Annotated in this window: 6 protein-coding genes; 4 read left to right on the top strand and 2 right to left on the bottom strand. The window is 57.1% G+C overall.

The features are described 5' to 3' along the window. Positions 1–31: 31 nt before the first annotated feature. Complete coding sequence (locus tag HDF15_RS21310; RefSeq protein ID WP_184259269.1) at positions 32–2,419, top strand: tetratricopeptide repeat protein; 2,388 nt, start codon at positions 32–34, stop codon at positions 2,417–2,419. 114 nt (positions 2,420–2,533) lie between these two features. Here the strand turns inward: HDF15_RS21310 and HDF15_RS21305 are convergent, their stop codons facing one another. Together HDF15_RS21305 and HDF15_RS21300 are read right to left on the bottom strand one after the other, a co-directional pair. After that, complete coding sequence (locus HDF15_RS21305) at positions 2,534–3,154, bottom strand: response regulator transcription factor (protein WP_184259267.1); 621 nt, start codon at positions 3,152–3,154, stop codon at positions 2,534–2,536. Then, a complete protein-coding gene (locus HDF15_RS21300) occupies positions 3,151–6,267 on the bottom strand; it encodes a sensor histidine kinase (RefSeq protein ID WP_184259265.1) in 3,117 nt (1,038 codons plus the stop codon). The genes HDF15_RS21305 and HDF15_RS21300 overlap by 4 nt, the downstream gene beginning before the upstream one ends. 129 nt (positions 6,268–6,396) lie before the next feature. On the opposite strand from HDF15_RS21300, the gene HDF15_RS21295 reads away from it, so the two are divergent. The 3 genes from HDF15_RS21295 to HDF15_RS21285 all read left to right on the top strand — a co-directional run bounded on the left by HDF15_RS21295 (position 6,397) and on the right by HDF15_RS21285 (position 12,834). Further along, entirely contained in the window at positions 6,397–6,750 is a 354-nt protein-coding gene (locus HDF15_RS21295; protein ID WP_184259264.1) for a hypothetical protein, read from the top strand. 216 nt (positions 6,751–6,966) lie between these two features. Beyond that, on the top strand, positions 6,967–10,752 hold the full coding sequence (locus tag HDF15_RS21290) for an Ig-like domain repeat protein (protein WP_184259262.1): 3,786 nt from the start codon (positions 6,967–6,969) through the stop codon (positions 10,750–10,752). 381 nt (positions 10,753–11,133) lie between these two features. After that, positions 11,134–12,834, top strand: coding sequence for a 30S ribosomal protein S1 (locus HDF15_RS21285; RefSeq protein ID WP_184259260.1), 1,701 nt, complete (start codon positions 11,134–11,136; stop codon positions 12,832–12,834). The last annotated feature ends 157 nt before the right edge of the window (positions 12,835–12,991 follow it).

Below are 12,991 nucleotides of genomic sequence, written 5' to 3'. Positions count from 1 at the left end.
ACCTTTAACTGAGCTTCCGTGGAGGCTTTGCTTGAGTATCGCCGTTGGACTTATTTATCGGGTTAACCAAATAGAGGTTGATGTCTCCGGGAATTGTGTGCGCCGCGAGGGGGTCGACTACGTCCTGCGATATCAGACCTTCCACGTCCTGCTCTATCTTTTGCAGCAGGGAGGGAAGCTTGTCTCCAAGGAAGAACTAACAGCAGCGATCTGGTCCGACGCGGCGGTTACAGATAATGCCCTGACGCAATGTATTGCGGAGATCCGGAAGGCATTCGGGGATGACTCACGGCACCCGAGCTACATTAAGACAATTTCAAAGGTTGGCTATCAGTTTGTCGCTCCTATTGAAACCATAGAAGTCAGTCAAGCGCCGGACGCCTTCAAGCCGGAAATCACACCCGATGAAAGTTTCCCGGTAACTAAGGTGGAAGACTCGGCCTTGAAACCGGATGCCGTTCCCGCGACCGGACAGACTGGGCCTTTTCCCGACAGACAAAAGGCGAAGCGAATCCTTCTCGGCTTGCTGGTTCTTATCTCAATCTCACTGCTCGTCTGGGGAATTACAAAAGGCTATCGAAGAGTGGATACTGCATCTCCTGTGAGCTCCGCCACCGCGGGACAGCAGCTTGCTGTCATGTACTTCGAGAATGAATCTCAGAATCGTGACTTCGACTGGCTGAGTCAGGGACTTGCAGACATGATGATCACGGACATGTCCCGCTCGGGGGCGTTACGTGTTCTGAGCCGGGAGCAGCTAGCTCCTCTTCTCGAGGCCACGGATAAGTCTTTTGGGGGAAGCCGTGCGGACCCCATGCACATCGCGGAGACGGTGCATGCCACGAACTTCCTTACCGGCAGCTTCACCGCGCTTGCAGGGCATTTCCGCATTGACATCCAACTCCATGATTCCCGTACCGGCCAGATCCTCTTTGCCGACCATAGCGTCTTCCAGGATTCGAGCGATATTTTGAGCCAGGTGGATGTCCTTGCGGCTCATCTGGAAACTAAGATGGCCCTGAATCCAGTCGTCAAACCGGATCTTGCGGCTGAGACTACCAAAAATGTAGAAGCCTATCAGTATTACTCCCTGGGGGTGGAAAAGGCGCAGGAGTTTGAAAATGCCCAGGCACTCAATCTCCTGAAGCAAGCCACTGAGCTGGATCCTAATTTCGCCATGGCCTACGCAAGGATCGGTTATACCTACGCGATGGTTGACTTTGCCCCAGAGAAGGGGCAGCCTTATTTGCAGAAAGCACTGCAATTATCGGCTCGGCTCTCCGAAAAGGACAGGCTCTACGTTAATTCCTGGTATGCCATCTCCAAAGGCGATGTCAAAGAGGCAGAGCAAACTCTTACCAGGATTACCGAGTTATACCCCCAGGAGACGGAGGCTTATTGGCGATTGGCGCGCCTAAGCCGAGCGGACGAGCACCCGGCTGAAGGAATTGAAATCCTCAAGCGCGGTCTGGCCTACAGTCCAAACGATAAAAACCTGAATAACACCCTGGGATTTATATTGCTGTGCCTGCATCGTTACTCCGAGGCGATTGCCGCGGAGAAAAAATATGTGACGCTAGCTCCAGACGAGCCAAATCCTTACGACAGTCTGGGAATGGCTTATCAGCAGTCGGGCGACTACCCAAACGCCATTTTGCAGTTTAACAAGGCCCTCTCACTGAATCCGCAGTTTGAGCCAGCTATTATCCATATGGGTGATGTGTATTACCAGACCGGCCAGTTCGATAAGGCCATCGAACTCTATCAACACTATATTCAGGTAACTCGTACGGAAGATGCACAGGCCCTGGGTTATGAGGATCTGGCGACGGTCTACCTCGCAATGAAAAAGATGCCTGAGGCCGAGCAGGCAGCAACGCTTGGATTGAAAAGTAATCCGAACGCGGTCTGGCCCTCTCTGGTGATTGCACTAAAGAAATCGGACTATAAGACTGAAAGTCATCTCGAGCAGATTCTCTTTAAAAATATACCAACCCAGGAACGGGGCACGCCGGGCGATCAGCGGACGAAGTTTTACTACCTGGGCTATATCGATCTTCATAAGGGAAACGCGCAGCAGGCCCTTGCCGACTTTAAAACGGCGCTGGAACATCTACCTCCCAGCTCAGGTATGGATATCTACGAGGATTGTCTCGCGAATGCCGAGTTGCAGCTTGGGCGATATGAAGAAGCTGCCGTTGAGTACAACAGAATCCTTAAGCTAAATCCGAATTACCCACAGACGAGAGAGCATCTTGCAGAGGCTGAAACGCATATAGCTCGTGTTGAGGAAAAACAGCACGGTGTAAAAAACAGGACTTCAGACAGCGGACGGGATTCCAAGCTGCTTAGCTCGTCGATGCCCTCTTTCCAATCCACGGCGGATCGCTTTGATTCGGCGTCATCGTTGCAGGATTAAAACAGCTGCGGTCTACGGGGTTTGGGGCCAGCAGAGAGCTACGAGAGATCCAGCGAAGAGGGGGATGAGTGTCAGATCCGAGTTAGGGGCGGCCGGTCTATTGGAACGGCCAGGTCAATCCAGAATAAATCCTCGCTTCAGTGCAATGGTGACTGCGTGGGTACGGTCCTGTGCTCCAAGCTTAGAGAGAATGCTCTTCATATGGCCCTTTACCGTAGCTTCTGAGACCGCAAGCTGTTCCGCGACGAGCTTGTTGGAGTTCCCCGAAGCTACGCTGCGCAGCACCTCAATCTCACGCTCGGAGAGTGCATCGTCCGCCAGATGTTCTACAAGGTCTGCTGCAATGACAGGTGGGATGATTCGTTTTCCCGCATGGACAGCGCGGATCGTGTCCAGCAGATCTTTTCGCAGCATATTTTTTAGCAGATACCCGGCGGCTCCAGCCTTGATCGCGCGCAGGGCCTGGACGTCTCCCTGATAAGTGGTCAATACAATAAAGCGAGCATTAGGAAATTCACTGCGTATAGCGATCATCGCATCGATACCATTCATTCCGGGCATCTGAATATCCATGAGTGTGACATCCGGGTGGTGTCGCCGGAAGCTTTCGATGGCTTCCTGTCCGTTGGTAGCTTCGCCTACCAATGCCATGTCAGGTTCTCCCTGGATGACAGCCGCGATGCCCTCGCGCAAAAGAGGATGATCGTCCACGGTGAGCACTTTTATTGTTTTCATGATGATTCCTGTCCCGGATGTCCCATGATTCTTTGCTTGAATTCATGCCATCCAAACTTTTTCCGTGGCCGCTGGTAGGCCAGCTTGGCGGGGATGCTGAGGTCGATTTCGGTGCCGGCTCCTCCGTGGCTCCAGATGTTCAACTGCGCGCCGATTTTTTGAGCGCGCTCACGCATGCCGGACAATCCCCAATGGCCGAAGCGGCCACGCTTAAGGATCTCATTGTCCATGCCTTTTCCGTCATCGCGAATAATCAACCTTACCTTTAAATGGTCATAGGTGATCTCTATTTCAATCCGGTCAGCAAAGGCATGACGGAAGGCATTGGTCAAAGCCTCGCGGCCTATCTGGTAGACCTCATTCGACGCGGCAGGGGTAAGCGGTTGGGGTGTGCCGATGATCGTCGCGCTGAATCGAGTGCTGCGGTCCATTGCGAGTTCTTCGCCCCAGAGTGCCAGGTCGTTCCACAGACCATCGCCGTTTATGCTCCCCTCGCGGAGGTCATGAACCCGTTGCCGTCCTTCTAACAACACCTTGTCCGCGCGGTCCAGAGCGCTCTCCATCATCTGCTGCGCTGGTCCTTCGCTGGGAATATTCTTCAGCACCGATTGGAAGCGCAGCATCAGGCCCTGAAACCCCTGCAGCAGGGTGTCGTGAAGTTCACGTGCGATCCGTTCGCGTTCCTCCAGGCGAGCCGCGAGCTGTTCCTGAAGGCGGCGCGTCACTCGTTTCAGATGAGCCAGGTAAAAGATGCAGAAGATGCTGCCGGCGGCTATCACGCAAAGAATATGAAACCACGAGGTTTGATAGAACGCGGGCACAATGAAGAAGGAGAGGGTCGCTCCACTCTCGTTCCACACTCCATCGTTATTACAGGCGAGTACCCGAAAGCGATAGTTTCCAGGGGAGAGATCGGTATAGAAGGCCTGTCTCCTGGTCCCTGCCTCCTGCCAATCTTTATCGTGGCCATCCAGCCGATAACGAAAACGCATCTTCTGCGGAGCCACAAAGCTCAACGCTGTGTAGTCAATCTCCAGGTCCCTGGTAAGTCGAGGAAGACGCATGATCCCCTGGGGGGAGTAATGCTTTCGATCCGCTATGATCTCTTCCACGTGTACCGGAGGAGGGACCGGATTCCTGATTAGATTGGATGGATCGACCATCTGTAGAACGCTGCCATTTGCAAACCACAGAAGTCCATCTTTCGATCTTGCCGCCGGCTCATAGAAGGCATTTCCAGGCTGTGTGCCATCGAGCATATCGAAGAATCTGAACTGTACCGTGTTTGCCGGATGTTTCCACCATTGCTGTAGTTCTGATTGATCGATCTCAATCACACCGCAGGAGGCATGCAGCCATAGGTTGCTGTGTTCATCGCCTATCATGCCGTTGATCCCATCGCAGGGAAGACCGTTACGGGTTCCCAGAACGAACGTCCGTCCTTCTTTCCAGGCAAGAATCCCCGAGCTGCTTGCTGCAAAGATGGATCCATCTGGATTGACAATCATCTGGCGCACGCGAGAGTTCATGGAGTGCGGGAAATGGATCTTCTCCACGTGTCCGTTCTGAAAACGTGCAAGGCCACCTTCTCTTAGGCCTAACCACAGGTTGCCTTGAGCGTCGGCTGCCAGAGCACGAGTTGGATCAATATCCGAGAGCGGGAACTCTTCCTGAATCTTGAGGTCACGGATTCTCAGGAGCTTCTTGTTGTGTACAGACTCGACCCAGAGATTCTTCTGGGGATCTTCCGTGATGCTGGAGACCGGCCCTATGGAGGATCCATCCAGCCTGGATATTTTTTTGAAGTGGCCGCCCTGGTAGAGCGTGAGATCGTTGTCGACTCCAACCCATAATCGATTCTCCTGGTCTTCGAAGACTGATCGTACCTGGTTCCCCGGCAGACCTTTGCCTTCGCGAATCGACGATATTTTTCCGCTCTTGATGGAGTCCAGGCCACCGGCGTTGCCGACCCATACCGTCCCATCATGGGAGGCTGCCACGGAAACAACGTTGTCGGTTGTAAGTCCTTCGCGTGCTGACCAGGTGGTGACATTGATATCGTGGAAGCTGTCGACGCCTTGAGGTGTAACTACCCACACGGTGCCTTCTTTATCCTGAAAGAAGGTAGAGATAAAATCGCTGGAAAGGCCATCGGTCCTGCGAAATTGATCGACCCTGCCGTTGTAATAGTGGTAGATTCCCTGGTCTGCGGTTCCAATCCAAAGAGCTCCGTCGCGGTCGGAGAAGAGGTCCGTCACCTGTAGCTTGCTGCCATCCAGCTCCGGTGAAGGAAACGGGGCCCAGTTTCCTTCGACCAGACGCTCCAGCCCCAGGCCACGGCCCGGTTCGTCCAGTCCCACCCACATGGAGCCGTCGGGGGACGCGGCCAGTGCGTCGATTCCAACGTTGCTGTTCGATGAGAGTCCGGGCGGCGTGTAGAGCGAAGGGGAACCTCCTCTCCACCGAACCAGCAGACGGTTGGCTCCCATCCAGAGGTCGCCGCCTGGATCCACAAGCAGCGATTGGCCGTCCGAGATGCCGGCAGGGAGACCGTTGTTCTGGTTGAAGCATTGTGCCTTGTCGTCAACGATCTGGCAGAGAACTCCCTGGGGATCGCCCGGTCCTCCGCGCGCTACCCAGATATCTCCCTGCCGGTCCTCGACGATTGCGATCACCGATCCGGAAATGCCGGAGATATGTACCAACTTCTGGCCCTTCCAGTGAAACAAGCCGTCCCTGGTGCCAATCCAGAGACTTCCGTCGTGCGCTCCCCGAAGTGCCCGGATATCATCTTGCGGCAGCCTTGTTCCGAGAGGCGGGGTCCAGGGCCTGAATCGAACGCCGTCGAAGCGCAGCAACCCATTATGGGTTCCGATCCACAGGTAGCCATCGGTTGTCTGTGCAACCACGGTTGCCCGGCCGTTGAAGAACCCTTCCTGCATGCGCCAGGTGGCGTGCGAATACTGCGAGATGCTTCGATTAGGATTCAGCGCAAAGCCGGGCAGGCACAGGAGCGCGGGCAGGAGGATGACTGTAAGCCGATAAGCCAACAGCGCGAGGCGATGCACGAATGCCTTCCGTGCATCGCTCAGGGTGTCAGCTGGTACAGGCATGATAATCCGTATCTTATTCCAGAGCAGGAAGAGCCGGTTTCCAGAAGGATAGATGCCGGACCCTCCTGTTGGGGGTTGTTGAGTCGTGGAGGGGCAGCTAGTCTCGGAGTCGTGCAGAGACTGTTCTCCATGTTTCCGGCTGGAAGGGCAGGCGTTGCGCTCCTCCTTCTGCGGGTTGCGGCCGCTACGACCCTGATCGTAGATGGAACGGCGAACTGGGCATCGGTGACTTCGCTCTGGATTCTGATTGTCTTTCTCTTGCCCGCGTTTTCCCTGGTTGTCGGGCTGTTCACGCCTTACGGCTCGATGCTCTGCTGCCTCATCCAATTTGTGGTTCTTCTCAAGACCGGGGGCAATAACAGCTTCCATCTTGCCATGTCTATCCTGAACAGCGGCGCGGTCGCTTTGCTGGGGCCGGGTGCTTACTCAGTAGATGCGCGGCTGTTCGGACGTCAGCTCCTGAGCATTCCATCCCGCAAGTAAATTTGGCGAAGCGCATACCTTCCGGATGTTTGTCCCGGTGGGGTGTGGATATACCAAAGGGCCATAGGAATTCAATCCCAATGGGGCTTTCGTCTCTGCAAAAGTTGATGGAGACTTATCAGCAATTCGCAGTTCACTTCCATTCAATTCGTCCAGTTTTTCATCAGGTTCGTCCAGCTTTCGTATTCCATGCCTGCAAGGCCGGAGAAAGAAACCATGCCCCTGTTTGATGCACGTCGATTCTCTCAATCGTTGTTACGCCTCCTCTCGCTCGCTCTCCTCGTAACGGTCGCTGCGCATTCCGCGCAGGGCCAAGCCGCTCCCCAGGTCACGCGCCAGGTGGATGTTGGAGCTGTCACTCCCCTGAAGGGCTCCGTGCATCCCCTGGTGCGCAAAGGCGCTGCCGCTGACCTTGGCGCTGTTCCCGACAGCACCCCGACCGGTCGCATCACGCTGCTGCTCAAGCGTCCCCAGGCGCAGGAGCAGGCCCTGCAGCAGTTCCTGAGCGACGTGCACAGCCAGGGCTCGCCCAGCTATCACAAGTGGCTGACCCCGGCTCAGTTCGGCCAGCAGTTCGGCCTGGCCGACTCCGATATGACCGCCGTCACCTCCTGGCTGGAGTCGCAGGGATTGAAGGTGGAGAAGGTGAGCGCGGGAAAGAGCGCCATCCAGTTCTCCGGCACGGCCGGTCAGGTAGGCGCGGCACTGAAGACCTCGCTCCATAAGTACTCTCTCAACGGGGAGATCCATCATTCGAACTCGTCGGAGCTGCAGATCCCCACGGCCCTGAGTTCGGTGATCGCGGCTGTCGGCCCATTGAACGACTTCCATCCCAAGCCGCTCTCTCATCTGCTGGGCTCGGCCGAGTTCAATCCACAGAACCATAAGCTCAAGCCCCAGTTCACCCTTTCCGTGGCAGACTTTGACCTCGGTCTCGCACCGGAAGACCTCGCCACGCAATACGATATTCAGCCTGCTTACTCCCAGGGCATCACGGGTGCCGGTCAGACCATCGGAATCATCAACGACACCAACATCGACCTCAGTCTGGTCGCCGCGTATCGCAAGCTCTTCAAGCTCGATGCCAATCCCTCCAATCCGAACCTGCCGCAGGTCGTCATCGACGGCAACGATCCCGGCGTCAACGGAGACTCGATCGAGGCCTATCTCGACGTAGAGCTTTCAGGAGCTATCGCTCCCCAGGCTACGGTTCGCCTCTACACCGCAGCCGGTAACGACTACAGCGATGGACTCAGCCTCGCCGTTACCCGCGCGGTGGAGGACGATGCTGCCAGCGTGCTCAGTCTCAGCTTCGGTGGTTGCGAGGCCTTCAACGTTCCCTTCGGCAACGTCTTCTACAACAATGAGTGGGAACAGGCTGCGGCCCAGGGCCAGACCGTGATGGTATCCAGCGGTGACGCGGGTTCCGCAGGTTGCGACCTTGCAGGCTCTGAGTTTGCCGAGTTCGGCAGACAGGTCAATGGACTCGGCTCCACGCCCTGGAACATCTCGGTTGGCGGTACCGACTTCTACTATCCCGGTGGCTTGAATACCGTCTTCAACTTCTGGAGCCAGACCAACGACAACAAGAATGGTTCTCTGTTGCAATCACTTCCGGAGCAGCCCTGGGACAACAGCATCTACGGCAAGAATCTTGGAAACCTCGATGAGGTTGGAGGCGGCGGTGGTGGCCAGAGCGCCTGTGCGATCCCCGGTGCCGGCAAGGACCCACTGAACGGCATCGTAGTGGTGCTCTCGGGTGTTGATACGACTCTGGATTGCGCTCAATATACGGGTTATCCCAAGCCAGCCTGGCAGACCGGCCCCGGCGTTCCTGCCGATGGCGTTCGCGATCTGCCGGATATCTCGCTGTTCGCTGCCAATGGCGATAACGGGAGTTCCTATGTCACCTGCGAAGAGCCTGGAGATTGCTCCGGGGATGTCCCTGGCACCACTCAGCTTCAGGTCACCCAGATCGGCGGAACCTCTGCCTCTACTCCGGTGTTTGCCGGTGTTATGGCCCTGGTGAACCAGAAGTATGGACCGCAGGGGCAGGCCAACACGGTGCTCTATCCCCTGGCTCAGCGCGTGCCGGCTGTCTTCCACGACATTACGGTGGGCAGCAACAACGTGCCTTGCAGCTCCACGACGGCCCTGTCCATTGAATGCGTTCCTGACGCCACTGGTGGGACCTCCTCGATTGGTGGTTGGAGTGCTACACCCGGCTACGATCTGGCCAGCGGTCTTGGTTCGGTCGACGTTAGCAAGCTGATCTCCAATTGGGGCACGGTCAGCTTCCAGGGCACTCGCACTACCCTCAGCGCCTCGTCCAGGAACTTCGTTCATGGCCAGTCCGTCAATCTGAACGCGAGTGTGCTTGGCAGTAACGGCATCCCGACCGGAAACGTCGCGCTGGTCACAACCCTCCCTCAGTATGCCTCCACGGGGCTTGGCACCATCGCTCTCAATACAGAGGGTCATGGAGCTCTCACCACGAACCAGCTTCCTGGCGGCACGTATTCGCTCACCGCACAGTATGGCGGGGATGCGAGATACAGCGGCAGCCAGTCGGAGCCCGTCTCGTTCTCCATCAGTCCGGAAAGGAGTGTCCTGCGTCCCACGACCGATGCCGAGACTCTCACTTACCCGAATGGCGTGGCAACAGTGACCGATCTTGGCCCGATCAAGAATGGAGCGACCTACCCCTATGGCACTGTCTTCTTCGTCGACCTGCAGGTCGCGGGGGCAAGAGAATCGGCCAGCACGGTCGGTACACCGGCCACCGGCTCAACTACGCTTCTCGATCGCGGGATTCCAATCTCGACCAACCCCATCGATGTGACCGGTTCCAGCTCGTACTCGAACCTCGCACTCCCGATTGGCCAGCATAGCCTTCAATACGTCTACAGCGGCGATTCGAGCTATCTGCCCACCGCGCAGAGTTCGGCGGGGCCGCTCAACTTCACCGTCGTCAGGGCTCCCAGCCTCATTACACCTAACCTGACGGCTCCAGTCTCTATCATGGTTGGCGGCAATATTGTGTTTGAGGTTCTGGTCAGCGGAACCGGCGGGGGAGTACCGCCCACCGGACAGGTGACCTTCACCGCGGGCAATCTGCCTCCGCAGGTTGTGACTTTGAGGCCCCAGATCGGCGGCGGCTTCGAGCAGGGCAGCGGAGTCTCTTACGCCGCAGCCTACTTCGCGAATATTCCCGCCGGCAGCTATACGATCAAAGCCTCTTATCCTGGCGACCAGAACTGGGGACCTTCTGTCTCTGCAGGGGAAGATCTGACGGTCGCGGGTGTCAGTCCGCTGCTGCCATCCTTCCCCAGGATTACAGTTTCGTCTGCGGGCACTGGTCCGATTCAACCCACAACGCCTTTGACTGCGACGATCACTGTCTCCGGCGGCTCGGGAGCTACCATCGCACCGACGGGGGAGTTCGCTCTTGTAGATGAGGGAACTCTGATCGGGGAGGGGGTTCTCGTGCCTTCCTCGAGCGGTGCCACGGCCACGGGGCAGATCAGCTTCCGCGGGGCTTCTCTTTATGGCGGTGTCAATGAGCTGTGGGTGCTGTACATAGGAGATGCCAACTATCAGGATGCCTTCTCCCCTTTGACTACCTACACTGAAAACGGAAATGACTTTACGCTGATCGCAACCACGCAGAACGTCAACATCCGTTCCGGCGAGTCTGGAGTAGCGTTCCTGGAACTGCAGGGGCTCAATAACTTCAGCGGTGGAGTCAATCTCAGTTGCAAGGTGACCGGCGGTCCAAGTGGGAACAAGGAGTTGCCGAGCTGCCTGGTTCCTCCTACAGCGATCGTCCAGACCCTTCGCCCTTCCACTTCGATTGTGCTGCTCAACACGGAAGTGTTCGGTCGGCGCTCTTCCGCCATTCCCGCTGGAACCTATACGGCGGTCATTACCGGAACGACAGGCGCGGCAACGCATGACGTCTCAGTACCGATCGTCGTACAGGGAGATTCCTCCCGGCGGTAGAGCCGTATTGCTGAAGGTATACCCGAGGGCATGAATCTCAGGGTCGTTTTTCTCAACAAAAACGACACTCCTCTCCGTCTTCCGGGGGATAGTATCAGCAATACTGCTCTAAGCGTGTGGGCGGGACGCATCGAGTCTGACGCGTCCCGCTGCACACATAGCTTTTGTTTTAGGTCTCCCCACAGAATCGTCATCCTGAGCGAAGCGTCCCGGCTTCAGGGGACGCGCAGTCGAAGGACCCCGGGGGGTACAGTCTTCCCTATGCCCTTCGGACCTTTCTACCCCAAGCGCTCGAGCCTGAATGTTCGTGGGGGAAAGGTCTCAACAGCAAGGGTCCGACGACCCATTCGTGGTTCGTGACAAAATAATAGGCAGACCATCATGCCTAACGAAATGATCCCTACCTCCTTGCCTCCCGTCGAAAACACAACCGAATCGTCCACTGAGTCGTTTGGCGATTTGCTCGCGCAGTTCGAGCACAGCCATTCCCATAAAACAGAAGACGGCGCAAAGCAGCTGGAAGGCATCGTGGTTACGGTCGATGCGGAGTCCGTGTATCTGGACATCGGCTTCAAGACCGAGGGAGTTCTGCCGCGAACCGCCTTTGAGAACAACGCCGAAGGCCTGGCTGCAGGAAGCAAGTTTCCGGTCTCGGTAAAGGGCCGCAATCCCGAGGGCTACTACGAGCTCTCCCGCATTCACGTGGCGCAGCCCAAGGACTGGACCTCTCTGGAGGAGGCCTTTGCGCAGAAGGCCGCGGTCTCTGGGGTTGTGACGGCAGTCGTGAAGGGCGGCCTTACGGTCGATGTCGGCATGCGTGCGTTTATGCCGGCCTCTCGCAGCGGCGTGCGCGATGCCGCCGAGATGGAGAAGCTCGTCGGCCAGGAGATCACCTGCCGCATCATCAAGCTGGATACGGAGGAGGAAGATGTCGTCGTCGACCGGCGCGTCCTCGTGGAGGAACAGGCTCGCGTGCTCGAACAGAGCCGCTACGCCGAGCTCAAGGAAGGCGATATCATCAGCGGTCAGGTTCGCAGCCTCGCGAGCTACGGCGCGTTTGTCGATCTCGGCGGTATCGATGGCCTGCTGCATATCAGCGATATCTCCTGGAGCCGCGTAGGCACGCCGGAGGATGTTCTGACCGTCGGCCAACAGCTTCAGCTCAAGGTCCTCAAAGTCGAACCGGAGAGCAAACGGATTTCCCTCGGACTCAAACAGCTCGAGGCGGAGCCCTGGGAGGCTGCGGGAGAGAAGTACAAGGAAGGCCAGCGCATCACCGGCACGGTCACGCGGTTGATGGACTTCGGCGCATTCGTTGAGCTGGAGCCGGGGATCGAAGGCCTCATCCATGTCTCGGAGATGTCGTGGGTCCAGAAGGTGCGGAAGCCCAGCGATCTGCTCAAGGCCGGGGACTCGGTCGATGCGATGGTGTTGTCGGTGAGCCAGGGCGAGCGTCGCATCTCTCTTGGCCTGAAGCAGGCACTCGGAGATCCCTGGGCAGAGGTTCCGAAGAAGTTTCCTGTGGGCGCAGCCATCGAAGGTCCTGTCACGCGCCTGATGAAGTTCGGCGCCTTCGTGGCGTTGTCGGAAGGCGTCGAGGGTCTGGTTCATATCAGTGAGATCACCGCGGACAAACGTATTAACCATCCGCAGGATGTGCTGCGGGTCGGAGAGGTCGTCAAGGCCCAGGTGATTGGCCTCGACCCCGAGAAGCGGCAGCTCCGGCTCAGCATGAAGCAGTTGATCCCCACGGGCTTTGCAGAGTATATGGAAGAGCACAAGGTGGGCGATGTGGTCTCCGGCCGCGTCGTTGAGCAGTCGGCGGATTCGGCTATTGTCGAGCTTGGCGACGGAATTCGCGTCACCTGCCTGAAGTCTGCCAAGGCGGCAGTTGAGGCCAAGAGCGACAGCGGCGCTGCCCTGGACCTCTCATCGCTGACCTCCATGCTGAATGCTCGCTGGAAGACGGGTGCGCCTGCCGCAGGCAGTCAACCGGAGCCGCTTGGTGTCGGCCAGGTTCGCAGCTTCCGGCTGGTAAAGCTCGATCCAGAGGCGCAGCAGATCGAAGTAGAGCTGGCTTAAGCGCTACCTCGAATCTCTCATTCGAGGTAGCTCCGTCTGCGTAGTTCTGCTGAGTCGCGAACCGGAAGATTCTCTCTTGAGAAGCAAGGACTTTTCCTAGTTAGGGTGAAGATTTTCTAAGAGGTAAGGAGATTGGGGAAGAGTTTGTCTCCATTGT

Origin of the sequence: Granulicella mallensis, from assembly GCF_014203225.1 — a bacterium.
Lineage (GTDB): Bacteria > Acidobacteriota > Terriglobia > Terriglobales > Acidobacteriaceae > Granulicella > Granulicella mallensis_A.
The sequence above is the reverse complement of the archived record's forward strand: the minus strand, read 5'-3'. Positions and strand labels throughout refer to the sequence as shown.

What these genes read in the sequence shown, in the direction of transcription:
- HDF15_RS21305 (WP_184259267.1), bottom strand. Translation starts at nt 3,154, where the DNA reads ATGAAAACAATAAAAGTGCTCACCGTGGACGATCATCCTCTTTTGCGC.
- HDF15_RS21300 (WP_184259265.1), bottom strand. Translation starts at nt 6,267, where the DNA reads ATGCCTGTACCAGCTGACACCCTGAGCGATGCACGGAAGGCATTCGTG.
- HDF15_RS21295 (WP_184259264.1), top strand. Translation starts at nt 6,397, where the DNA reads ATGTTTCCGGCTGGAAGGGCAGGCGTTGCGCTCCTCCTTCTGCGGGTT.
- HDF15_RS21290 (WP_184259262.1), top strand. Translation starts at nt 6,967, where the DNA reads ATGCCCCTGTTTGATGCACGTCGATTCTCTCAATCGTTGTTACGCCTC.
- HDF15_RS21285 (WP_184259260.1), top strand. Translation starts at nt 11,134, where the DNA reads ATGCCTAACGAAATGATCCCTACCTCCTTGCCTCCCGTCGAAAACACA.